Raw genomic sequence first — 22,267 nt, forward strand, 5'->3', positions numbered from 1 at the left:
GCAATCGGTGGGGGCGTCAGCCGTCCCGATCGCGCGGCCCGGCCAGCGCATTCATCCGACGCGCCAGCTTGATATCCCGGTTGGTCAGGCCGCCCGCATCATGCGTCGTCAAGCGCACTGACACGGTCTTGTAGACGTTGGACCATTCGGGATGGTGGTTCATCTTCTCGGCGTGCATGGCAACGCGGGTCATCCAGCCGAAAGCCGCGATGAAGTTCTTGAATTCGAAGGTCTTGCGGATGGCCTTGCCGCCTTCCTCCAACGCCCAGCCAGATGCCTGAAGTGCCGCAAGGGCCTCGCGGTCAATGGTGTCTTCGGTCAATCGTGATCCTCCCCGGATTTCCGGAACGGGCCGTACGTGGTGAGGAATTCCATCTCCTCGTCCACAACCCGCGCCTCTGCCTCAAGAAACTCGCGCACCGCACGGGCAAAGCCCGGATCGGCGATCCAGTGCAGCGAATGGGTCGTCACAGGGAGGTAGCCGCGCGCCAGCTTGTGCTCGCCCTGCGCCCCCGCCTCCACCGTTTCCAGGCCGTGCGCAATCGCGTAGTCAATGGCCTGATAGTAGCATAATTCGAAATGCAGACAGGGGTGGCGGTCCAGCGCGCCCCAGTAGCGGCCATAAAGCGCCCGCCGCCCGATGAAGTTCATGGCGCCGGCCACGTTGCCCCCCTCCCGCTCGGCCAGCACCAGCAGGATGTCGTCGCGCAGCGTCTCGTGGGCAATGTCGAAGAAGGCCCGCGTCAGGTACGGCCGGCCCCACTTTCGGCTGCCGGTGTCCTGGTAGAACGCCCAGACGTCATCCCAATGGTGCGGCTCGATTTCGTCCCCGGTTAGCGACCTGATGTCTCCTCCGAACGCCTGTGCGGTCGCACGCTCTTTGCGGATGTTCTTGCGTTTGCGGGAGGAGAGCGCCGCGAGAAAGCCGTCGAAAGTCTCGTACCCGGCGTTTTCCCAGTGAAACTGCTGACCGATGCGGTGCATCAGTCCCATCTTCTCGCCGTCTGCGGCCTCGCTCGGCGTGCAGAAGGTGGCATGCAGCGAGGAGACTTCGTTGTTCGCGGCCAGTTGCACCGCCCCCCGCACCAGCGCACCCATACCGATCTGCTCGAACCCCGGCCGGATCAGGAACCGGCGGCCGGTGGCAGGCGTGAAGGGGACGGCGATCTGGAACTTGGGGTAATAAGCGCCGCCGGCATTCTCGTAGGCATGGGCCCAGGAGTGGTCGAAGACGTACTCGCCCTGGCTGTGGTGCTTGGCGTAGAGCGGGGCGCAGGCGATGATCTGGCCGCTGAAGCGGGCGACGAGGTAGGACGGCAACCACCCCGTGCCCCGGCCGACCGACCCACTGTCTTCTAGCGCCTTCAAGAAACGATACGTCGTGAACGGATCGTTCGGGCGAAAGCCGTCGGCGGCTTCGGGGCAGGCACAGGCGTCCCACTCGGCGGCCGATATCTCGCCGAGGCTCGGAAGAACCTGGATCTCGATGGCGGTTTGCGCCTCTGTCATGAAAGCCTTCTGGTTGCTCGCACCCTAACAGTTGGCGCAGGTCGGCCGGGGTTCAAGCCGCCAGATACCCCTCGAAGGTCACATTATCGGCGTTCAGCCGCGCCGCCGCCTCTTCCTCCGGCGACCGTATCGTCCAGCACAGGACCGGCACGCCGCGCGACCGCAGGTTGCGCACGGCCGGCCTGTCCAGGTCTGTGGCGTGATGGCTGATGAAGCAGCCACCGGCAGCGTCCAGATCGGCGATATCCGCCAGCCGCTCCCGGCGAGCGCCGGGGACGTCCGGCCAATCCTCGTCAAAGAAACCGCAGGTCGTCAGGCCGCGCACCGTCTCGGGCGCAATGCGTCCAAGCCCGATCATCGAATGGGGATTGAACGACATGAAGGCCAGGGGCCCAGCATATCCCTTCGACACCTCAGCCGCCGCAGCCTCCAACGGTCCGACGTCGGGGCCGAGCGCGCCGTCCTGATCCTTGATTTCCACCAGCAGGGGGACCCGGCCGCCGACCAGGTCGAGAATCTCGCGAAAGGTTGGGATACCCTCGTCCCCGCCGAGCAGCGGAATTCGCGACAGCTCCGCAGCCGTCCGCCCTCTCACCATCCCCGCCTGCCCGGTCAGACGCGCCAGATCCTCGTCGTGGAACACCACGGCCTGACCGTCAGACGTCAGTTGCAGGTCGACCTCGATGCCGTAGTTGCCTTCGATGGCGGCCCGAACGGCAGCCCGGGAATTCTCTGGGCGACCGTCGGTTAAGTCGTGAAGGGCCCTGTGGGCAATCGGGCGATCAAGGAAGGACGCGGGGAGGGACATGGCTGCGACCGTCAGGCGACGAGGAAAATCGCTTCGATCTCCACCGCCACGCCGAACGGCAGGGACGCCGCCGAGACCGCGGAGCGGGCGTGGCGCCCGGCATCGCCAAGGACTTCCACCAGGAAGTCGGATGCCCCGTTGATCACCTTCGGCTGGTCGGTGAAATCGCCGGTGGAGTTGACGAAGCCCGTGAGCTTCACCACGCGTTGCAGCCGGTCGATATCCCCGCCGCAGGCCGCCTTGCACTGCGCCAGTAGCGCGATGGCGCAGGACCGTGCCGCCGCCGCACCAGCCTCGACATCCATGTCGGCGCCCAGCTTGCCGGTGATGATGCCATCGGGCGCGCTGCTGATCTGGCCGGACACGTGGACCATTCCGCCAACGCGGATGTAAGGCACGTAGTTCGCAGCCGGCGTCGGCGCGTCGGGAAGGGTCACGCCAAGCTGCGCGAGACGAGATTCGATGGCACCGGGCATAGGTCGGCTCCTCTGGGCGGCGTCAGGTTTCGCGGAACGCCTTGTTGAAGTAATCGGTGAAGGGCTTGAGCAGATAGGCCATGGGAGAGCGGTCCACCGTGCGGATATAGGCTTCCACCGGCATCCCCGGGATGATCTCGCGGCCTTCCAGCTTCTCGATCTCCCCCTCGTTCAACTCGATTTCCGCGCGGTAGTAGGAGCGCATGGTCCGCTCGTCCCGGAACGCGTCGGCCGAGACCTTGGCCACACGCCCGTTCATCTCCGGTGTCGTGCGGGAGGCGAAGGCCGAAAAGCGCAGGATCACGTCCTGCCCCACATGGACCTCGTCCACGTGAATCGGCTCGATCTGCGTCGCGATGACCAGCGGCCTGTCCTGAGGCACGATATAAGCCACCGGGTCGGCCGGACGGACCACCGAGCGCGGCGTGTTCACCGTCATGCCATAGACGATGCCCGCAACGGGGGCGGTGATGTCCATCCGGGCGAGTTGCGCACGCAGGCTGTGCTGACGTTCCTTCAGCTCCAGCAGATTGTACTGCAGGTCGCGCAGGCGGCTGATCGCCTCCTCGCGGCGGCTGGTCTCCAGCTTGAGGATCTCGATATCGATCTCGGTCGAACGGCCGAGGGCTTCGGCCCGGCTGGCTGTCAGCTCGCCGATCGTGCCTGACAGGCTGGCCCGCTCCCGTTGCAAGGCGAGGACGCGAGCGGCCTGCGCCAGGCCCCGGTCGAGCAGCGACTGCTGGTCCGTGAGTTCCTTGTCGATCAAGGCAAGTTGCTCGTTCAATGCCTCGCTCTGAGCGTCGATACCGACGATCTGCGACTCATTTTGCTCGCGGCGGCGCGCAAGCTGCTCCGCCTCCTTCTCCATGGACGCAGCGCGCGCCTCGAACAGCCGCTGCTGTCCGTCCAGCAATTCCGCCACCTCGCTGTCATCGGCGGCGGCTTGCAACAGTTCTTCGGGGAAGGTGAGCTTGTCCTGGCCATCGCGCTCGGCCGCCATCCGGCTCGCCCGCGCCATGAGTTCGTGGAGCTGGCCCTCCACGATGGAAAGCTCGGACTGAACGTCGGTCGGGTCCAGACGGATCAGAACCTCGCCGGCTTCCACTAGGTCGCCTTCCTCGACCAGCACCTCATCGACGATCCCGCCGTCGAGATGCTGCACGACCTGCCGGCTCTGCTCCACTTCGAGCTGGCCGTGGGCCACGATCGCCCCGGCGATATTCGTCACCACGGACCAAGTGCCGAAGCCCCCAACCAACAGCAGCAGGGATATCACGCCGATAAATAGCGGCGTCCGCGCCGAGGGCATGTTCCTGTCGCTCACGATACACCTCCGTGTCCCTTGGAGCTCTGGATCTGGGCCGCGTTCTGCACGACCTCCTGCAGCACTTCATCCCGCGGCCCAAAGGCGCGCCGCACACCACCGTCGAGCACCAGAAGGAGGTCGCATTCCTGAATTGCGGCAGGACGGTGCGCCATGATGATCACCGATTTCTGCTCGGCCTTCATCTGCCGGATCGCGCTGTTGAGCGCCTCCGAGCCCTCGTTGTCGAGGTTCGAGTTCGGCTCGTCGAGCACCAGGATCACGGGATCGCCGTACAGCGCCCGCGCCAGACCGATGCGCTGGATCTGACCGCCAGACAGGCGGCTGGAGGCCGCGATAAGAGGCGTATCGTAACCCTTTGGCAGGCGGAGGATCATCTCGTGGGCGTCGGCCTTCCGCGCGGCATCCACCACCAGTTTGGGGTCCGGCTGGGTGGACAGGCGCGCGATGTTCTCGGCGATGGTGCCGTCGAACAGTGTCACCCGCTGCGGCAGGTAGCCGATGTGCTCGCCCAGGACGTCCGGGTCGTACTGGTCTAGCGCCGCGCCATCGAGGCGGATTTTGCCGCCCGCGCAGCGCCATACGCCGATGATCGCGCGCGCCAGCGTCGTCTTGCCGGAGCCGGACGGACCGATCACGCCGAGCGCCTTGCCCGGCGGCAGGTTGAAGCTGACCATCCGGAGCGACGCCTGATGCTCTCCCGGCGGGACCACGGTCACCTGCTGACCCTCCAGCCGCGCGGCGGGCTTGGGCAGGGGCGTGCGCTGGATCTCAGGCGGCACGTCGGACAGCAATTGAGACAGGTTCTGCCAGCCGCGCGAGGCGCGCTGGATCAGTTCCCACTGGCCGATGGCCAGCTCCACAGGCGCCAGGGCCCGGCCGAGCAGGATCGAGCCCGCGATCATCGCACCGGAGGACAGTTCGCCCTGCAGCACGAGATAGGCACCGAGGCCGAGCATGGCCGACTGCAGGAAAAGCCGCAGCGATTTGGTGGCGGAGGTGAAGGCGCCGGCCCTGTCAGAGGCGGCCAGTTGCATCTCCACCGCGCCGCCGCGGGTCTGCTTCCAGCGGTCGAACGTCGACCCGCGCATCCCGAGGGCCTCGATGGCTTCGGCCTCGTCGCGCATCTGGTCGGACATGCGCTCCGCCCGCTGGTTCATATGCGCCGCTTCCAGCGCCGGTTGGCGCGTGAGCCACTGGTTGAGCAGTGTCACGGACACCAGCGTCACGCCGCCGGCGATGGCAAGCACGCCGAGCCACGTATGGAAGACGAAGATGGCAAGCAGGAACAGCGGCGTCCACGGCATGTCGAAGAACGCCAAAAGCGCGGGGGACGACAGAAACCGCTGCACGACCTCCAGGTCCCGCAGGCCGGTCTGCGCCGCCTGCGCGCCGGGACGGCCGGTTTCACTGCGCAGGATGGCGGAGAAAACGCGGCTGTCGAGCATGGTCTGGAACCGGGCGCCGACCCGCGCCATCACCCGGCCGCGGGCGTAGTCCAGCAGACCCATCATCAGATACAGGAACCCGACGAGAATCGAGAGCGCCAGCAGCGTCTCCTCGGACCGCGAACCCAGAACCCTGTCATAGACCTGCAGCATGTAGAGCGGCCCGGTCAGCATCAGAATGTTCACGAAGATGGAAAAGACGAAGGCGGCCCCGAAAAGCGAACGGCTCTTCGCCCGGGCTGCCTGCAATTCCATCCGCCCCGCTCTGTTCTCGGCTGCGCGCATCGTTTGACGCTCTCCTTGGTTTCGGCCGGTTGTCAGCCCCGGTCCCCGCCGCTAGGTTGCATCGGCATTGGCCCGGCATGTCGGGCGAGGATCGGACGGCAAATTGAGATGAAGCATTTATTGACCTCACCGCTATTCGCGAGGGGATATTGCCGCCGACCGGTCAACGCAATCGCTTTGTTGGCGGGGCTCGCGTTGCTGTCGGCCTGTGGCCCTGCGCCCATCCCGGACGGGATCGACGACCCCAACGAGGCCAACAATAGAAAGATCCACGAATTCAACAAGCGGCTTGACGAAGGGGTCTTTGGCAGCGGCGACAAAAGCGATGTCGGCGAGAGTTCGCCATCCGCCTCCGCCGACGACGAGATGGCGCTCTCCGCGCCATCCGATTCGGACGCTCCGCCACCGGAGGTGAGCCCCGCATTGATTGCGCTGGCAAATTTCGGGGCAAACCTCGACAACCCGCGCCGGATCGCAAACAGCCTGCTCCAAGCCCGGCCCGGTGACGCCGCGCACAACACATTGCGGCTGGGTATCAACTCGACGGTCGGGATATTCGGACTGATGGACGTGGCGCGCGCTGCCGGACTGCCCGAGATCGACACCGATTTCGGCGAGACGCTCCACGTCTGGGGCGTGCCGCAGGGTGCCTACCAGGAACTGCCTGTCATCGGGCCCTCAACACAACGTGATACCGTGGGCATGGCGGTGGACTTCGTGGGCAATCCCCTGTGGTATATCTTCCCATGGCCGCAGAACCTGGCCGCAAACGGATTTACCTGGGCCGGCGAGGCCACGGACCGGTTCCGCTACTCCGACACGGTGGATTCCCTGCTGTACGAGTCGGCAGACAGCTACGCCCAGTCGCGGCTGATCTACCTGCAGAACCGGCGCTTCGAACTGACACGTGGAGAGGTCGCCGAACAGGACTACATCGATCCCTACGAGGATATCTATGGTGACTAATGTGACGACATCGAATGACATCTCCCGCCGCACGGTGCTTGGCCTGCTGCTGGGCGGTGTGGCTCTGGCTGTTCTTCCTGCGAGCAAGGCCCACGCGATGAGCACGGCGGACGCGCAGGGACTGGTGAATGCCCTAGTCAACGACATCAACAAGGTGATCGCTTCAGGCAAGTCCGAAAGCGCGATGTACCGCGAGTTCGAGAAGATCTTCCTGCGCTACGCCGACGTACCGACGATCGCCCAGTATTCGCTCGGCTCGGCCGCCCGTTCCGCAAGCCGGGCACAGTTGAACGCTTATACGAAGGCGTTCACCGGCTACATCTCGCGGAAGTACGGCAAGCGGTTCCGCGAGTTCATTGGCGGGCGCCTGGAAGTGACCGGCGCGAAACCCGTGAAGAGCTTCGTCGAGGTGAGCACAACCGCCCACCTGCGCGGCGAGGACCCGTTTGCGGTGACGTTCCTCGTCTCCGACCGCTCCGGCAAGAGCAAGTTTTTCAACCTCTTCATCGAGGGGGTGAACATGCTTCTTACCGAGCGGACGGAAATCGGATCGATGCTCGATCGTCGCGGTGGAAATATCGACGCCCTGACCCGGGATTTGCAGTCGATGAGCTGACCCGAAAGGGCGCCGGTACGGAGTTGGATGGACGCTGCCGCTCAGGTGTCTCGTTCTCCCCGCCGGCGGTTTTGCGGTTCCGTCGGAATTTGGGTATTTTGCCAACAAGAAGCGGCAGGGCTGTTTCTCCGCGACTGAACGCTTGCCTCCGGAATAACGTCGGACGGCTTTCGGCCACTCTAAGGCCGCGGTCAATTCCCGCGACCGAACAGATTCAGGACATCCTGAAGAACACGCTCGGCGAGGTTGTCCGACCCGCGCCGACGTTGTTCCGTGCCATTGCTTCTGGCGCTGTTGGTGTTGCCCTCGTAGCGGGGGGCCTCGGCGGTTTGGAGGTCAGCGGCAGACGGCAGCGCCATGGGGAGCTGGGTCACCGGCAGTCCGTCGTGGATTCGAAGCATCGCCTCTTGCCAGATCTCCGCAGGCAGCCCGCCCCCCGTCACGCCGGTAAGTGGCGTATTGTCGTCGTAGCCCATCCAGACGCCGGTCACGTAATCTGCGGTGAAGCCGATGAACCATGCGTCCCGCGCGGCCTGGGTCGTACCGGTTTTGCCCGCCGCAGGCCGGTCACCCAATTTCGCCCGCTGGCCAGTGCCGGCATCGATCACCTGGCTCATCATGTAGACGAGATAACGCGCCGCCTGGTCGGAAATGACCCGCTCGCCGAAACCGCCCTCCTGACCCATGAGCGGCGAGTCATCCCCCTGAATGCGCAGCTCGCGCAGGCCATAGGGGTGGACGGACCGTCCGCCGTTCAGGATGCCGGCGTAGGCGCCCGACATTTCCACCAGGGTCGATTCCGATGCGCCGAGCGCCAGCGCCGGTCCGACGGCCAATTCGTTGTCGATGCCGAAATCGCTCGCGATCTTGCGGACGTTCTCCAGCCCGACCGCTTCGGCGACCTTGACCGCTGGCACGTTCAGGCTGTCTTTCAACGCATCGACAAGGGTAACGCGGCCGTGGAAGTTGCGGCTGTAGTTCTTGGGGCAATACTCACCTGAGCCCGGCACGTCGATGCAATAGGGCTCGTCCACAACGGTCGCGAGCGGGGTATAGCCGAGATCCAGCGCGGCGGCATAGACAAAGGGCTTGAACGACGAGCCAGTCTGGCGCCGGGCCATGGTGGCGCGGTTGAAAGCGCCAGAGACCTGCGTTTCCCGCCCACCGACCATCGCGCGCACCGCGCCGTCCGCCGACATCACGACGATCGCCGCCTGCGCCTCGGAGCCCTCTTTCAGCTTGGCCTCGAACACGTCTCTCATCGCCCCCTCGGCCGCGGCCTGAATGCGCTGATCGAGCGTGGTGTAGAGGATCACATCCTCCGTTGTGTCTCGGGTCAGGAAATTAGGGCCGGTGTCCATGACCCAGTCGGCGAAGTAGCCGCCGGTGTTGGACTTCGCAGCTTCGCTCAGGGTTGCGGGGTGCGCCCATGCGTCGTCGCGCTCCGCCGCGGTTATGTAGCCCTGGTCGTACATCAGCTTGATGACGGTATCGGCCCGGTCCTGCGCGCGCGCGAGGTTGCTCGTGGGGGCGTATCGGGTGGGCGCCTTAAGCAGGCCGGCCAGCATCGCTCCCTGCGCGGGATTGAGCTGCGCGGCGGGGATGCCGAAATACCGCTGCGAGGCGGCTTCGAACCCGCGCGCGGACGCGCCGAGATAGGCCCGGTTGAGGTAGATCACCAGGATCTCGTCCTTGGTGTACTTCAATTCCATCGCCATCGCGAAGATGGCTTCCTTGACCTTCCGCCAGATCGTTGTGCGGCGGCAGTCATCCTCGTAGGCGGCCTCCGTCTCCCACGTGTCGGAGTCGTAGGGCACCCCGAGACACAGCAGCTTTGCCGTCTGTTGTGTCAGGGTGGAGCCACCGTGGCCCGACAAGGCGCTGCGGCCCTCGCTCAAGTTGATCTTCACCGCCGAGGCAACGCCGCGAGGGCTAATGCCGAAATGGCGGTAGAATCGCCGGTCCTCCGTCGCAACCACGGCGTTCTTCACGTTGTCCGAGACCTGGTGGATCTCGGTGATCGAATCGAATTGTTCGCCCCGCCAGGCAAACACCTGGTTATCGCGGTCCAGCAGGGTGACGGAGCCGCGGGTGCGACCGTCGATAAGCTCGGTGGCGGGCGGGAGCTGGGAGTAGAAATAGAGGACAGCCACGGCCAGAACGAGCCCGACGCCCACCGACACGCGCCAGGTCAGGCTCCAGAGCAAGCCCACGATGAAGCCGAAAAGCCTGCGAATCCAGGCGATTGGGCCACGTCCACGGCCGCCGCCACTACCACCTCGGCGCGAAGTTCTCGGCGATGCCTTGCGCTTGTTCGCGGGCGCGCTTTTGGCGGGCGCCTTCGCTGCCTTTTCACGACGCTTTGCCGTTGTCTGACGCTTGTCGGCCCTCAAGACCGGGCGTTTTCCGCCTTTGGAGCCCATGGGAGCCTCCGGACCATTTACTGCTCGGATTTTTTGTCTTGATACCCTGATTGCCTCGGGATTGGGAGAGCAGAAGCCGCCGAGGACAATCTTACTGGCGCCCAACATTTAGGCACGCAACGGTATTTGTGCAAAGATTGTGCAAATAAGGCCGATTCCGCCTACCCAAACAGCCTCCGATTCCTTGAGTCTCCAACAATCCGGCGGCTGTTTCCTTTCGTACACCTGCCGGGGCCCTCCTCCCCGGCCAAGAGGAAGGGGAGCACTTTGAAACTCATCATTGCAGCAATCAAGCCGTTCAAGCTGGAGGAGGTGCGCGAAGCGCTCACCGCCATCGGTGTTCGCGGCATGATGGTGACCGAAATCAAGGGCTTCGGGTCGCAGTCCGGTCACACCGAAATCTATCGCGGCGCGGAATACGCCGTGAACTTCGTGCCCAAGGTCAAATTGGAGATCGTGGTCAACGCTGCCATGGCCGACCAGGTCGTCGACACGATCCAGAAGACGGCGAAAACCGACAAGATCGGCGATGGCAAGATCTTCGTCCTCGACGTGAACCAGGCGGTGCGTGTCCGAACCGGCGAGATCAACGACGACGCGCTTTGAACGCGACGGACGAGTTAAAGGGATAGACGCAATATGAAATTCACCAAGTTCCTCCCGCTGGTAGCGCTTATCGCCCTGCCGTCGCTGGGAATGGCTCAGGAAGCCGCCGAGGCGGCCGAAGCTGTTGCCGACACCACGCCGCCGATGGAAGAAATCGGCTACATCATGACGACGTTCATGTTCCTCGTCACCGGCTTTCTGGTGATGTGGATGGGCGCGGGCTTCTCGATGCTCGAAGCGGGTCTCGTTCGTCAGAAGAATGTGACCATGCAGCTCACGAAGAACGTCGCGCTCTTCGCCATCGCCGCGATCATGTATTACCTGATCGGCTACAACCTGATGTATCCGGGCGACGGCTGGACCATCCCCAACATGCTCGGCGCCTTCTCCATCACGTCGCTTGAGCCCGTAGGCCTCGCCGACACCGAGACGGACCTGACCTATGCCTCCGTTGGGTCGGACTTCTTTTTCCAGCTGATGTTCTGCGCCACGACGGCCTCTATCGTCTCCGGCACGCTGGCCGAGCGGATCAAGCTCTGGCCGTTCCTCATCTTCACCGTCATCCTGACCGGCCTCATCTACCCGATCCAGGCGTCCTGGAAATGGGGCGGTGGTTTCCTTGACGCCGATTACGGCTTCCTCGACTTCGCTGGCTCGACCGTCGTGCACTCGGTCGGCGGCTGGGCGGCACTCGCCGGTGCCCTGGTTCTCGGTCCGCGGCTTGGCAAGTACAAGGACGGCCGCGTGAACCCCTATCCGGGCTCCAACCTGGCCCTCGCCACGCTCGGCACGTTCATCCTGTGGCTCGGCTGGTTCGGCTTCAACGGCGGTTCTCAGCTCTACATGGACACCGCCGGCAACGTGGCCGACATCTCGCGGATCATGGCCAACACCAACACGGCCGCGGCCGGGGGCGCCATCGCAGCGCTCATCATGACCCAGGTGATGTACGGCAAGGTCGATCTCACGATGGTGCTCAACGGTGCGCTGGCCGGGCTGGTCTCGATCACCGCAGAGCCGCTGTTTCCGTCGCTGGGCGCAGCCACGCTGATCGGTGCCGTGGGCGGTGTGCTGATCGTCTTCGCCGTGCCGGCGCTGGACAAGATGAAGATCGACGACGTCGTCGGCGCAATCCCGGTGCACCTCGTCTGCGGTATCTGGGGCACCCTTGCCGTGACCCTGACGAACCCGGATGCGACCTTCTTCGGTCAGCTGATGTCGATCATCATCGTCGGTGTGTTCGTCTTCGTCGTCTCGCTCGTGATCTGGTTCATCCTGAAAGCCGTCATGGGCATCCGCGTGCCGGAAGAGGATGAGATCACCGGCCTCGACATGGCAGAGCTCGGGATGGAAGCGTACCCCGAATTCGCGAAAGGCTGATCTCCTCCTTCCTATCAGCCGCACCTGGCCCCGGACGCTAGCGCGCCCGGGGCTTTTTCATGTGGTGGGGTTAGCTCAGCCGTTCTTCCCCGGGACACGGACCGAATTGCCGGTCGCCATGTCGGTGCCCATGTAGGCCTCACCCTCCGCCTTCCACGCGCCGAAGCCGCCGCCCATATGCGCGACCGGAGCAAACCCCGCCTTCAGCGCAGCGCGGGCAACCCGTTCAGAGCGCTTTCCCGAGCCGCAGTGAAAGACGATCCGTTTGCCAGCCTGGGACGGCAGGCGCTCGGGTTCGAAGAATGGCATGGGAAGCAGCAACGCGCCGCGGATATGCTCGAAGGCGTACTCCTGGATGGTACGCACGTCGATCAGGGCAATCTCACCGGCGCGGAAGGCTTTCGCGACCTCGGCCACGGTCCATGTCTCCAGGTCGCCTTCGGACGTCTTTTCGATCTCCATTGAGGGGGCTCCGACAAGTTGCAGGGATGGTCGTTCGCCGAGGTGTGAGCCTGCGCCGGAGGAACGTCAACAGTAAGATGCTTCGCAGATACACCAATAGCCACAGCCGCCATGCGACGCCCATCGGCCAATAATCGGCGCCAGAGGGTCGGAGAGGCCTCGGTGCGTCAGCTCAAGGCTGACGCGATGGCGCGTGCGGTACGATCGGCCGTGTCGGGTGTAAGGCCGGCAAGGTTGATCCGCCCATCGCCAACCATGTAGATCGCGTGCTCCCGGCGCAGGGCTTCGACTTGGTCAGCCGTGGCCGGGAGGCGGGAAAACAGGCCGTTCTGGGCTCTCAACCAGTCGAACCGATCCGTGTTGGTCTCCCGGCGCAAGGCATCGGCAAGCGCGTGCCGCATCGCCCGAATCCGGTACCGCATCCCCATTAGTTCCGCCTCCCAATCCGCGCGAAGGTCAGCGTCGCTGAGGATCTCCGTGACGACCCGCGCGCCATGATCTGGGGGGAAGGCATAGGACTGGCGATTGATCCAGGCGAGCGACCCCTGCACTGCCCGGGCCGCACCCGGCGTGCCGCAGATGGCGAGCAGCAACCCGACCCGGTCGCGATAGAGGCCAAAGGTTTTCGACGCGGAAACCGTGACGAGCACCTCGGGCACCATGGAGCACAAAAGACGGAGCCCGGCGACGTCCGTCTCGATCCCGGTTGCAAAGCCCTGATAGGCCAAGTCCACCATCGGCAGCACACCGCGTTGGGACAGGGTCCGGCCGATCGCCTGCCAGTCGGCCAGCGACAGGTCGGCGCCGGTGGGGTTATGACAACAGCCGTGCAGCAACACGACGTCGCCGGCCCCCACGGAGGCGAGATCCTGGAAAAGGCCGTCCCGGTCCAGCTCGCTGGTGTCCGGGCTGTAGTACCTGTAGCTCCGCCGCGGCATCCCCAGCGTGTCCAGTATGGCCCCGTGGTTTGGCCAGGTGGGCGCCGATGTCCAGACGGTCGCGTCAGGCTTAGCTGTGCGGATCAGCTCGAATGCCTGCCGGACCGCCCCGGTTCCGCCGGGGGTTGCCAGCGCCGCCAGCCGGTCCGGCGCGACGGCCTGACCCAGAACAAGCCCGCCCAGAGCCGCGTGAAAGGCCGGGTCCCCCGCCAGCGCGACATAGCCTTTGGTCTGCTGGGTCTCGAGCACGCGCCGTTCCGCCGCCTTCACCGCGCGCATTACAGGCGTTCTCCCGTCCGCCGTACGATAGACGCCAACCCCAAGGTCGACCTTGTCGGGGCGCGGGTCTTCGGCGAACTCCTGCATGACCCGCAGGATCGGGTCCGGGGCCGGCGCACGGTGATGTTCGAACATGTTTCGCCTCAGTCGGGAATGCGGCGGCTGTCCAGCGGGCGTTTCAGCACCCGGGTGTGCTCGGTGCGGCGAACGGGAACGAACCCACATCGCTGATAGGTGCCGAGCGCCCGGGGGTGATCCAGCGTGCAGGTGTTCACGGTCAGCTTCCGGACATCCGGCAAGGACCAGCCGGTCAACACGGCAGTTTCCAAAAGGAACCGGCCCAGACCGCGGCCCACGGCCTGCGGGACAAGACCGAAATAGGTGATGTCGCAGACCTCAGGCGTGGTGTTGTCCAGCATGAAGAAACCATGCGGCCAGCCGCGCCGCATCAGCGTATGCAGCGACCTCCCCGGACGCGCCAGCCATGCAGCCAGATCCTCCTCGGAGCGATAGTGCATGTCCTCCCAAGCGTACTCCCGCCCCACGGCCTCGTAGAGAGACAGGAAGAACCAGTTGGGCGGCTCCTCCGCTTTTAGCAGCGACGCCGGCGCACCGGCTGGCTGATGCGGCCAGGAATAGCTCGGCCGCTCGGTCATCTCCAACCAGGTGACCGTATAAGGGATCTCGGTGCCGACGGGGATCACGCTCATCCGGTCTCGACCTTCAAATCGGGATACATCCCCCACTCCGCCCAGGACCCGTCGTAAACCGCGTTCTGCGTATGGCCGAGAAGCGTCAGCGCAAGGGTCACGGCGGCGGCGGTCACACCGGAGCCGCAGCTCGTGATGACAGGGCGGTCAAGGTCCACCCCGGCATGAGCGAACAGGCTGCGCAGCTCGTCAGGTGACTTCACCGTGCCGTCGTCGTTCACAAGGCTCGCCCAATGCACATTGTGAGAGCCCGGGATATGGCCGGAGCGCAACCCGGGTCGCGGCTCGGGCTCCTCGCCACGGAACCGTCCGGGGGAGCGGGCGTCAACGATCTGCCAGTCCCCGAGCTTCACGGCACTCGCCACCTGGGTCACGTCCTTCACCATCTGCGCCTGCCGCCGCACGGTGATGTGCCGGTCCCGCATCACCGGCGGCATGTCTTCCACTTGCCGGTCCTCGGCCTTCCACTTGGGAAAGCCGCCATCGAGCACCGCCACGTCGAAATGACCCATGTGCCGGAACATCCACCAGACGCGGGGTGCGGAAAAAAGCCCCATCCCGTCGTACACGACAATCTGGTGGCCGTCGCCCACGCCCAGTTTGCGGACCCGGCTGATGAATTTCTCCGAGGGCGGCATCATGTGCGGTATCTCGGAGCGCTGGTCGCTGACATCCTCGATGTCGAAGAACCGCGCCCCTGGAATGTGGCCCGCATCGTATTCCGCGCGCGCATCGCGGTTCATGTTGGGAAGGTACAAGGACGCATCGAGAATCCGCAGGTCCGGATCGTTCAAATGCGACGCCAGCCAGTCCGTGCTGACGAGAGTTCTTGGATCGTCCTCGTACATCCGCTCCTCCATGCAAACCTGCCGTCTGACAGGGCTACCGTCGGCGGGGCCGGGACGCAAGCGCAAGCCGAGTCGGGGCGTCATGCGGGTCGCTCATGGCGCGGCAGGGATCACACCGGGTTGACGGCGCCTGCCCGGGCAGTTCGGGCTATTCGCCGTGCCGCAGCAGTCGCTGCTTCTGGCGGGCCCAGTCGCGCTTGGCTTCGGTGGCGCGCTTGTCCTGGGTCTTCTTGCCCTTGGCGATGCCGATTTTCAGCTTCGCGATGCCCTTGTGGTTGAAGTAGAGCACCAGCGGTACCAGCGTCATGCCCTTGCGCTGCGTCTCGTTCCACAACCGCGCCAGTTCCTTGCGGGAGACCAACAGCTTCCGCCGACGCCGTTCCTCGTGACCAAACATCGCGCGCTCGTAGGGGGCGATATAGCCGTTGACGAGCCACAGCTCGCCCTGCTCCACCGCGGCGTAGCTCTCCGCGATGTTGGCGGACACCGTGCGCAGGCTCTTCACCTCGGACCCCGTCAGGACGATACCGCATTCGATATCGTCCTCGATGGCATAGTCGTACCGTGCCCGCCGGTTTTCAGCGATCACCTTGTAGTTCGGGTTATCCTTCGGCTTGGCCATGGAGGCGGGATATAGGCGCTTTGCCGGCGACTTCCAAGCGCTATGGCAAGCGTTCCACGTCCGGCCCGCATCGTGTTGCGCCAGTCAGAATCCCGATGACGGCGGCCGGCGGCGGTCCTAGCATCGGCGCATGATTGGACCGTTCATGTTGTTTGCATTTTCCCTCGCCCTGCTCGCCATTTCCTTCGTCTCGGCGGACCTGGCGGATCTCCTGCTGCTCGCCGTTCCGATGACGCTCGCCAGCCTGTGGCTGTTGGTCCGCGCCAAACTGCGCCGCCCGCCCAAGGCGCCGCGACCGCGCGACCGCCAAGTGGTGATCGACGGTTCGAACGTCATGCATTGGAGGGATCAGACCCCTCAGATGAACACACTGCGCGAGGTCGTTCAACGCCTCGCCGAACGGGGCTTCGAGCCCGGCGTGGTGTTCGATGCCAACGCCGGGTACAAGCTGGAAAACCAATATCTCAACGAGCAGACGCTGGCGCGGCGACTGTCCCTGCACAGAGACAACGTGATCGTCGTCGCCAAAGGAACGCCGGCCGACCCCATCTTGTTGGAGGTCGCGCACTCCATCGGCGCTCGCGTGGTATCAAACGATCGCTTCCGTGACTGGGAAGACGACCATCCGGAGATCCGGGCGCCCGGCCACTTGATCCGGGGCGGGTACCGCGATGGGAATCTCTGGCTCGATATCGACTAGGTCCGCCACGTGACCACTGCGCCCGTCACGCCATCGCCACGGCGAAGGCGAGGCCGAGCAGAAGGGCATGAACGGCAAGAACCACCGCCCCCACCCGCCGGTTCAAGAGCCCCGCAGCCGCGACACCGCGCGACATCTGTACACGGTGCGTCGTCAGGGAAAGCAGCAGCATTGAAAGGATCGCGCTAAAGGTCAGGAGGGAGACCTGGTCGACGACGCCGAACACCGCGTCGAAACCGATGCCATCTTCCAGGCGATAGCGGTTGAAGACGGCGGCAAAGATCGAGCCGGTCGTCATTCCCACCCGCGTGCCCAGTTCCGCGACCGGCACCATCAGAACCAGCCCGGTAATCAGCAGGGCCACGAAGAACCCGGCGAACTTTTCGAAGACAAAGGGCGAGAGCTTCCGGCTGATCTCGATATCCGCCGTGATCCGGGAGAAGGATGCGCCAGCCGGTCGATGGCCGAAGCCCGTCTCATAGGTCCGGCTGGTCGACGTGAGGCTGAGGGTGCCGATCCGCCAGCCGGGCGAGTTGACGTCCGCGCTGATGCGCGAGTCCGAAACATCCGGGCGAAAGACCAACTGGTCGGACGGGAGCGCCGATTCCAACTCGAAGCGGAGCGTCTGTCTGTCGAAGGGGTAATCGCGCACGTCGAAACCATGATCCACGACCGCGTCGATGAGCACGGCCGTATAGGTTCCGCCTCCCGCCAGCGGCTGCTTCTCAAATGGCTCGACCGAGGCCGAGCGCGCGATCACCTCCATGTCCCGCGTGGGATCGAACCGGCCCTGCGGATCCGCGAACCAGGCAAAGGCGGCAACCCGAAAGCTGCCGTCCCGGGGATCAATCGCCGAGAGAGACGTAATGAAAAGGCCCGCGCGCACCTCCTGCAGCCCCGCCTGCGCGGTCGCCTGTGGAGCGCAGAGCCAGCCGGCCGCAATCAGGCAAAAGACGGTGAGACAGCGCAGGAAACGCGTCTGGGCAGAAGCGATGGGACAACGAGAAGACACGCCGCAGCGTACCACGCCGGCCCTCAGTCGATCAGTCCCGCGAACGCCATCGCCTCGCGGATCGCCCGCTTGGTCCCGTCGCTCAGACCGACGAGCGGCAGGCGGACTTCTTCCGAGCACCTGCCAAGCAGCGACAGGCCATACTTCGCGCCCGCAAGCCCCGGCTCAAGGAAGATCGCCGTGTGCAGCGGCATCAGGATGTCCTGATACTCCAGCGCCTTCGCGTAGTCGCCGGCCAGCGTCGCAGCCTGGAACTCGGCGCAGAGCTTTGGGGCCACGTTGGCGGTGACGGAGATGCAGCCCACGCCGCCATGCGCGTTGAAGCCGAGCGCTGAGGCATCCTCGCCGGACAGCTGAATGAAGTCCTTGCCGCAGGTCTGGCGCTGCTTGCTGACCCGGGTGATGTCGCCGGTGGCGTCCTTCACCCCGACGATCCGCGGCAATTCCGCCAGACGGCCCATCGTGGCGGGCGACATGTCCACCACCGAGCGGCCCGGGATGTTGTAGATGACGATCGGCAGATCGCAACAGTCGTGCAGCGCCTTGAAATGCGCGTAGAGGCCGTCCTGCGTCGGCTTGTTATAGTAGGGCGTCACCACCAGCGCGGCATCGGCGCCAACCCTTTGTGCGTGGCGGATGAGGTCGATGCCCTCGGCCGTGTTGTTGGACCCGGCACCGGCGATCACAGGGACCTTGCCGCCCGCCGCCATGACAACGCGCGCAACCACCTCGCCGTGTTCGGCATGGCTGAGCGTCGGGCTCTCGCCCGTCGTGCCCACCGGCACGAAACCGTTGCTGCCCTGCTCGAGGTGCCACTCGATCAGCGAATCGAGCCCCTCCAGGTCCAGCTTGCCGTCCTTGAAGGGAGTGACCAGAGCGGGAATTGAGCCTTTGAACATGATGTACCTCCGTATCCCGCGCGTCCGCCGCGCCTGCATGACGGCTCCTGGCCGACTCGTCCCCTCCGGGACGCGGCGGACCCTACAGACCCGCGTCGAAATTGCCAAGTTTGTGAGTTGCGGCGCGGCGCATGTTGGCTAGGGTCGTGCAGATCGAAAACTGCCAAACGATACGACCCGACCTTGCGACGCGTCACGCCCTTCCTCCTATTCTTCATCGTCTGGCTGCCGCTGCAAAGCGCAGCCGCTCAATCCTCGCAGGCCGAAGCCCTGTCGCAGGCGCTGAACCAGGTGCGCGCGGCCAACTGGCGCGCGGCGGCCGTGGCGGCGAACGGCGCGGGCACGGTCGGGCGGGACATCGTGGAGTGGCATCGCCTCCGGCAAGGCGGTCAGGCAACCTTCGACGCCTACCGCGATTTCATTTCCCGCCACCCGGACTGGCCTGGGCTTTCGTTGCTCCGGACGCGCGGAGAAGGGTCGATTCCCGAAGATGCCGCGCCTTCCGAGGTTCTGGCCTATTTCGACGGCGACCTGCCCGAAACCGGCACGGGCGTGGTGCGTGTGGTGCAGGCTCACCTGGCGCTCGGACAGCAGGGCGATGCCGAGGCTCTTGCTGTGATGGCCTGGCGGGCACGGTCGCTGTCGCCAGAGACGGAGGACGTCCTGCTCGGGTTGTTCGGCGATCTGTTGAAACGCCACAATACCGAACGCCTAGACGAATTGCTGTGGCGGGGCGAGACAGGAGCGGCGCAACGCATGCTGCCGCGCGTGCCGGAGGATTGGCAGGCGCTGGCGGAAGCACGAATGGCGCTCGCCACGATGGCACCGGGCGTGGACAAACGTATCGAGGCGGTGCCGGCCGCCCTCGCGGAGGATGCCGGGCTCGCCTACGAGCGTTTCAACTGGCGGATTCGCAAGGGTCGCGGCGACGATGCAATCGCGTTCATGGCGCAGCGCTCAACATCTCCCGATTCGCTGGGCCGGCCGGAGAAATGGGCGAACTGGCGCCGCATCTTCGCCCGGCGCCTGATGCGCGACGGCAAGGCGCCGGAGGCCTATGCGCTGGCCAGTCAGCACTTTCTCGTCGAGGGCAGCGATTTTGCGGATCTGGAGTGGCTGTCCGGGTTCATCGCCCTGCGGTTCCTCGCCGACCCGGAGCTGGCCCTGCTCCACTTTGACCGCTTCGCCGAGGCCGTCCGCACACCCATCAGCCTCGGCCGCGCCGGATATTGGCGGGGGCGCGCTCTCACCGCGCTCGGGGATGATGCCGGGGCGCAGGAAGCCTTTGCCGAGGGCGCGAAGTATCAGACGAGCTACTACGGGCTGCTTTCCGCAGAGGCAGCCGGGCTGCCGATGGACCCTGATCTCGCCGGGCGGGAGACATTCGAAGACGGGAAAGCCGAGGCGTTGACGGATCGTGCGGTCGTCAAGGCCGGGCTTCTCCTGCTAGAGGCCGGTGAAACCGCGCTGGCGGAGCGTTTCCTGACGCAGACGGCCGAAGAATGGCCGCGGCAAGAGGTCGGCGCGCTGGCCGCGCAGCTCATGGACCGCGGGGAAACGCACATTGCGCTCATGCTGGCCAAACGGGCAGCAGGCGGCGGCGTGGTTCTGCCGGCCGCTTACTTCCCGCTTAGCCGGCACATGGACCGTGACTTGCCGATACCGCGGGAATGGGCGCTCGCCATCGCCCGGCGTGAAAGCGAGTTCGATCCGGTGGTCGTGAGTCCGGCCGGTGCGCGTGGCCTCATGCAACTGATGCCGGGCACGGCGCGCGACGTCGCGTTCGAAATCAAGGTGCCCTATGACCGCGACGGCCTGACCCGGCGCCCGGACTACAATGTGACCTTGGGCACGAAGTATCTGTCGGGCCTCTTCGAAGTCTTCGGCGAAGCGCCGGTTCTGGTCTCCGTCGGGTACAACGCCGGCCCCGGGCGATCGGTGGACTGGGTCTCGCGCTTCGGCGATCCGCGCTCACCGGAGGTGGATATCATAGACTGGGTGGAAATGATCCCGTTCCGGGAGACGCGGAATTACGTGATGCGCGTCTCGGAGAGCATTCTTATCTACCGGGCGCGGCTTTCGGGGAAAACCGGCGAGGCGCCGGTCGCCATGACTGCCTTCCTGAGAGAGGGCTGACCCGCTCAAGTACACCGCGAAGCATTTCCGCCGATGCGCAAGTCAGCAAGGCGGGCTCCCGCCCCTTTCCGGCCCCTCGCGGGGCCGAAAAGCGTTGGGCCACGCACGCCTTCGGCGTGCCGGCGATGCGTGGGGAGCGGTGCGCACGCGCCGCGCCGAAGGCGCGGCCTGGCCCAACGCCGGACAAGCCGCGTGCGGCGCGGTTCCGGGGGCGGGAGCGCTCCGGCCTTGGTCGAACGTCACCGCCGGGACCGAGCCCGCTCTCTCGATAGGGCGAAGATGCCAGCGCCGATCACGATTGCTGCGCCGAGAACGACGTGTGCCTCAAGCCGCTCGCCGAAGACCACAACGCCGAGCGTGCTGGCGAACACCAGTTGCAGGTACGCGAAGGGCTGCACTGCGCTGGCCTCGGCAACCTCGTAGCACCGGATCAACAGCCAGTGGCCCAAAGCCCCCATGAGACAGAGAAGCGTCATCCAGAGCCAGTCCCCACTGCTCATCGGTTCCCAGAAGGCGATTCCCACGACCGTCATGACCACCGCGCCCGCGACGCCGGTCCAGAAGAAGCTCGTCGACGCGCTGTCGCGCCTGGCGGCGTAGCGGGTGAGCAGGCCGTAGAGCGCAAACATCCCGGCTGCCGTCAGGGCCACAAATGCGTAGGGCGAGAACACGCTGCGGCCGGGTTGCAGGATCACCAGGATTCCCAGAAACCCCACCCCGACCGCCATCCAGCGCAGCGGGCCGACTCGCTCGCCAAGCAGCGGAACCGAAAGGGCGGTGATGATCAGCGGATAGCAGGCGAAGATGGCATGCGCCTCCACCAGTCCCAACAGCACGAACGCCTGCACCGCCACGCAAATTTCGAGCGCCAGCAGCACGCCCCGGCCGATCTGCAGGAGCGGCTGGCGGGTGGCGGCGGCGGCCCGCACGCTCCCCGCCTGCCGGGCAGTTACGGTCATGACGAAGGCCGCGAAGAACCAGTACCGGATCATCACGATCATCAGCACGTTGTACTCGCCGGCGAGATGGCGCGAGATCCCGTCTTGCAAGGAAAAGACGAAGGTGGTGGCGACCATCAGCGCGATGCCGAGCCGCTCGTTGTTGGCAACGGTGATCATAAAGCGCGCTTCCCCGCCGTCATGTGCCGCTTGCGCCCGTACCCCGGCCTGCGCTCCACCGTGAAGCCCGCGGCGGTGAGCGCGCGGCGAACCTCGCCTGCAGCGGTGTAGGTGGCAAAGGTGCCACCGGGACGGGTGTGGCGGGCGACCTCGGCCATCAGGTCGGCCTGCCAGAGTTCCGGATTGCGGGCCGGCGCGAAGCCGTCGAGAAACCAGGCGTCGGCGGCGCCATCCCACGCCCGCAGGGTCTCGCGGGCGTCCCCCGGTATGAGGCTAGCGGAGACCGGGCCAACCTTGGCCGAGTTCGCCACCGGCGGCCAGACCTCCAGCAACGCGTCCCGCCACGGGGCCAAATCCTCGAACGGCGCAAGGGCGCGGTCGATGTCGGGGCGGTCCAGCGGGTAGGCCTCGAAGCCGACGTAGCATACGCCGTCCACTCCGGCGCTCGCAGCGCATTCGGCCAACGCCAGAAGGTTCAGCCCCGTGCCGACGCCAAGTTCGGCGACCGTAAAGCCCGACTGCAAACGATCCGGCAACGCATTTCCTGCGAGGAACACATGTCGTGTCTCCGCCAGCCCATTTTCGAGTGAATAGTAGGGGTCCTCGAACCTCTCCGATACCGGCACGTTTCCGTCCCGCCAGGTCAGGCGGGGGCTCTGGTCAGTCTTCTGCACCTGCTCTAGACCCCTGTTCAAACGCGCG

Annotated in this window: 22 protein-coding genes; 6 read left to right on the forward strand and 16 right to left on the reverse strand. The window is 65.3% G+C overall.

Translation table 11 applies throughout. From position 1 onward, the window contains the following. Positions 1–16 precede the first annotated feature (16 nt). From BM075_RS18320 to BM075_RS18345, 6 genes are read right to left on the reverse strand one after another with little or no spacing between them, the layout of a single operon-like run. On the reverse strand, positions 17–322 hold the full coding sequence (locus BM075_RS18320; RefSeq protein WP_093362146.1) for a 4a-hydroxytetrahydrobiopterin dehydratase: 306 nt from the start codon (positions 320–322) through the stop codon (positions 17–19). Then, positions 319–1,509, reverse strand: a complete 1,191-nt coding sequence (locus tag BM075_RS18325; RefSeq protein WP_093362147.1) for a GNAT family N-acetyltransferase — start codon at positions 1,507–1,509, stop codon at positions 319–321. The genes BM075_RS18320 and BM075_RS18325 overlap by 4 nt, the downstream gene beginning before the upstream one ends. A gap of 52 nt (positions 1,510–1,561) precedes the next feature. After that, entirely contained in the window at positions 1,562–2,317 is a 756-nt protein-coding gene (locus tag BM075_RS18330) for a glycerophosphodiester phosphodiesterase family protein (RefSeq protein WP_093362148.1), read from the reverse strand. A gap of 11 nt (positions 2,318–2,328) precedes the next feature. Further along, positions 2,329–2,793 carry a RidA family protein gene (locus BM075_RS18335; protein ID WP_093362149.1) on the reverse strand — a complete coding sequence of 155 codons (465 nt, stop codon included), beginning with the start codon at positions 2,791–2,793 and terminating at the stop codon, positions 2,329–2,331. 22 nt (positions 2,794–2,815) lie between these two features. After that, positions 2,816–4,102: an HlyD family type I secretion periplasmic adaptor subunit gene (locus BM075_RS18340; protein ID WP_093362150.1), complete on the reverse strand. Its 1,287-nt coding sequence runs from the start codon at positions 4,100–4,102 to the stop codon at positions 2,816–2,818. Between the two features lie 11 nt (positions 4,103–4,113). After that, the gene (locus BM075_RS18345) at positions 4,114–5,850 is read right to left on the reverse strand and encodes a type I secretion system permease/ATPase (RefSeq protein WP_093362151.1); all 1,737 of its coding nucleotides are present in this window, start codon (positions 5,848–5,850) and stop codon (positions 4,114–4,116) included. A 108-nt stretch (positions 5,851–5,958) separates the two neighbouring features. Between BM075_RS18345 and BM075_RS18350 the strand changes: the two genes are divergently transcribed. Both BM075_RS18350 and BM075_RS18355 read left to right on the forward strand, forming a co-directional pair. Beyond that, positions 5,959–6,816: an MlaA family lipoprotein gene (locus BM075_RS18350; RefSeq protein WP_093362152.1), complete on the forward strand. Its 858-nt coding sequence runs from the start codon at positions 5,959–5,961 to the stop codon at positions 6,814–6,816. Between the two features lies 1 nt (position 6,817). Continuing rightward, positions 6,818–7,432, forward strand: a complete 615-nt coding sequence (locus BM075_RS18355; protein WP_245758904.1) for an MlaC/ttg2D family ABC transporter substrate-binding protein — start codon at positions 6,818–6,820, stop codon at positions 7,430–7,432. 191 nt (positions 7,433–7,623) lie between these two features. Here BM075_RS18355 and BM075_RS18360 read toward each other — a convergent pair whose 3' ends face one another. After that, the gene (locus BM075_RS18360; RefSeq protein WP_093362153.1) at positions 7,624–9,855 is read right to left on the reverse strand and encodes a transglycosylase domain-containing protein; all 2,232 of its coding nucleotides are present in this window, start codon (positions 9,853–9,855) and stop codon (positions 7,624–7,626) included. 267 nt (positions 9,856–10,122) lie between these two features. On the opposite strand from BM075_RS18360, the gene BM075_RS18365 reads away from it, so the two are divergent. Both BM075_RS18365 and BM075_RS18370 read left to right on the forward strand, forming a co-directional pair. Continuing rightward, positions 10,123–10,461, forward strand: a complete 339-nt coding sequence (locus tag BM075_RS18365; protein ID WP_093362154.1) for a P-II family nitrogen regulator — start codon at positions 10,123–10,125, stop codon at positions 10,459–10,461. Positions 10,462–10,494: 33 nt separating this feature from the next. Then, complete coding sequence (locus BM075_RS18370; RefSeq protein ID WP_093362155.1) at positions 10,495–11,841, forward strand: ammonium transporter; 1,347 nt, start codon at positions 10,495–10,497, stop codon at positions 11,839–11,841. A 75-nt stretch (positions 11,842–11,916) separates the two neighbouring features. On the opposite strand, the gene BM075_RS18375 is transcribed toward BM075_RS18370, so the two are convergent. The 5 genes from BM075_RS18375 to smpB all read right to left on the reverse strand — a co-directional run bounded on the left by BM075_RS18375 (position 11,917) and on the right by smpB (position 15,700). Next, entirely contained in the window at positions 11,917–12,303 is a 387-nt protein-coding gene (locus BM075_RS18375) for a rhodanese-like domain-containing protein (RefSeq protein ID WP_093362156.1), read from the reverse strand. A 167-nt stretch (positions 12,304–12,470) separates the two neighbouring features. Continuing rightward, positions 12,471–13,655 carry an amino acid aminotransferase gene (locus BM075_RS18380; RefSeq protein WP_093362157.1) on the reverse strand — a complete coding sequence of 395 codons (1,185 nt, stop codon included), beginning with the start codon at positions 13,653–13,655 and terminating at the stop codon, positions 12,471–12,473. Positions 13,656–13,663: 8 nt separating this feature from the next. Continuing rightward, the gene (locus tag BM075_RS18385) at positions 13,664–14,230 is read right to left on the reverse strand and encodes a GNAT family N-acetyltransferase (protein ID WP_093362158.1); all 567 of its coding nucleotides are present in this window, start codon (positions 14,228–14,230) and stop codon (positions 13,664–13,666) included. After that, positions 14,227–15,078, reverse strand: coding sequence for a 3-mercaptopyruvate sulfurtransferase (gene sseA / locus BM075_RS18390; RefSeq protein WP_093362159.1), 852 nt, complete (start codon positions 15,076–15,078; stop codon positions 14,227–14,229). The genes BM075_RS18385 and sseA overlap by 4 nt, the downstream gene beginning before the upstream one ends. A gap of 148 nt (positions 15,079–15,226) precedes the next feature. After that, the gene (gene smpB / locus BM075_RS18395; protein WP_093362160.1) at positions 15,227–15,700 is read right to left on the reverse strand and encodes an SsrA-binding protein SmpB; all 474 of its coding nucleotides are present in this window, start codon (positions 15,698–15,700) and stop codon (positions 15,227–15,229) included. Positions 15,701–15,845: 145 nt separating this feature from the next. On the opposite strand from smpB, the gene BM075_RS18400 reads away from it, so the two are divergent. Next, positions 15,846–16,400: an NYN domain-containing protein gene (locus BM075_RS18400; protein ID WP_245758905.1), complete on the forward strand. Its 555-nt coding sequence runs from the start codon at positions 15,846–15,848 to the stop codon at positions 16,398–16,400. A 25-nt stretch (positions 16,401–16,425) separates the two neighbouring features. Here the strand turns inward: BM075_RS18400 and BM075_RS18405 are convergent, their stop codons facing one another. After that, a complete protein-coding gene (locus BM075_RS18405; RefSeq protein WP_143089906.1) occupies positions 16,426–17,412 on the reverse strand; it encodes a ligand-gated ion channel in 987 nt (328 codons plus the stop codon). A gap of 23 nt (positions 17,413–17,435) precedes the next feature. Continuing rightward, the gene (gene dapA, locus BM075_RS18410; RefSeq protein WP_093362163.1) at positions 17,436–18,311 is read right to left on the reverse strand and encodes a 4-hydroxy-tetrahydrodipicolinate synthase; all 876 of its coding nucleotides are present in this window, start codon (positions 18,309–18,311) and stop codon (positions 17,436–17,438) included. 183 nt (positions 18,312–18,494) lie between these two features. Here dapA and BM075_RS18415 point away from each other — a divergent pair, with 183 nt between their 5' ends. Next, a complete protein-coding gene (locus BM075_RS18415; RefSeq protein WP_093362164.1) occupies positions 18,495–20,447 on the forward strand; it encodes a lytic transglycosylase domain-containing protein in 1,953 nt (650 codons plus the stop codon). Between the two features lie 239 nt (positions 20,448–20,686). Here BM075_RS18415 and BM075_RS18420 read toward each other — a convergent pair whose 3' ends face one another. Continuing rightward, entirely contained in the window at positions 20,687–21,565 is an 879-nt protein-coding gene (locus BM075_RS18420; protein ID WP_093362165.1) for a DMT family transporter, read from the reverse strand. Further along, the gene (gene mnmC2, locus BM075_RS18425; RefSeq protein ID WP_093362166.1) at positions 21,562–22,239 is read right to left on the reverse strand and encodes a tRNA (5-methylaminomethyl-2-thiouridine)(34)-methyltransferase MnmC2; all 678 of its coding nucleotides are present in this window, start codon (positions 22,237–22,239) and stop codon (positions 21,562–21,564) included. Before mnmC2 ends, BM075_RS18420 begins: the two co-directional genes overlap by 4 nt. Positions 22,240–22,267: the final 28 nt, after the last annotated feature.

It is taken from the genome of Tropicimonas isoalkanivorans (genome assembly GCF_900112335.1).
Taxonomy (GTDB): domain Bacteria; phylum Pseudomonadota; class Alphaproteobacteria; order Rhodobacterales; family Rhodobacteraceae; genus Tropicimonas; species Tropicimonas isoalkanivorans.

Bases quoted from the DNA above. Each gene is read 5' to 3' on its own strand.
- BM075_RS18380 (WP_093362157.1), bottom strand. From the start codon at position 13,655: ATGTTCGAACATCACCGTGCGCCGGCCCCGGACCCGATCCTGCGGGTC.
- BM075_RS18345 (WP_093362151.1), bottom strand. From the start codon at position 5,850: ATGCGCGCAGCCGAGAACAGAGCGGGGCGGATGGAATTGCAGGCAGCC.
- BM075_RS18370 (WP_093362155.1), top strand. From the start codon at position 10,495: ATGAAATTCACCAAGTTCCTCCCGCTGGTAGCGCTTATCGCCCTGCCG.
- BM075_RS18335 (WP_093362149.1), bottom strand. From the start codon at position 2,793: ATGCCCGGTGCCATCGAATCTCGTCTCGCGCAGCTTGGCGTGACCCTT.
- smpB (WP_093362160.1), bottom strand. From the start codon at position 15,700: ATGGCCAAGCCGAAGGATAACCCGAACTACAAGGTGATCGCTGAAAAC.
- BM075_RS18325 (WP_093362147.1), bottom strand. From the start codon at position 1,509: ATGACAGAGGCGCAAACCGCCATCGAGATCCAGGTTCTTCCGAGCCTC.
- BM075_RS18350 (WP_093362152.1), top strand. From the start codon at position 5,959: ATGAAGCATTTATTGACCTCACCGCTATTCGCGAGGGGATATTGCCGC.
- sseA (WP_093362159.1), bottom strand. From the start codon at position 15,078: ATGTACGAGGACGATCCAAGAACTCTCGTCAGCACGGACTGGCTGGCG.
- BM075_RS18340 (WP_093362150.1), bottom strand. From the start codon at position 4,102: ATGCCCTCGGCGCGGACGCCGCTATTTATCGGCGTGATATCCCTGCTG.
- BM075_RS18360 (WP_093362153.1), bottom strand. From the start codon at position 9,855: ATGGGCTCCAAAGGCGGAAAACGCCCGGTCTTGAGGGCCGACAAGCGT.
- BM075_RS18330 (WP_093362148.1), bottom strand. From the start codon at position 2,317: ATGTCCCTCCCCGCGTCCTTCCTTGATCGCCCGATTGCCCACAGGGCC.
- BM075_RS18400 (WP_245758905.1), top strand. From the start codon at position 15,846: ATGTTGTTTGCATTTTCCCTCGCCCTGCTCGCCATTTCCTTCGTCTCG.
- BM075_RS18385 (WP_093362158.1), bottom strand. From the start codon at position 14,230: ATGAGCGTGATCCCCGTCGGCACCGAGATCCCTTATACGGTCACCTGG.
- BM075_RS18375 (WP_093362156.1), bottom strand. From the start codon at position 12,303: ATGGAGATCGAAAAGACGTCCGAAGGCGACCTGGAGACATGGACCGTG.
- BM075_RS18420 (WP_093362165.1), bottom strand. From the start codon at position 21,565: ATGATCACCGTTGCCAACAACGAGCGGCTCGGCATCGCGCTGATGGTC.
- dapA (WP_093362163.1), bottom strand. From the start codon at position 18,311: ATGTTCAAAGGCTCAATTCCCGCTCTGGTCACTCCCTTCAAGGACGGC.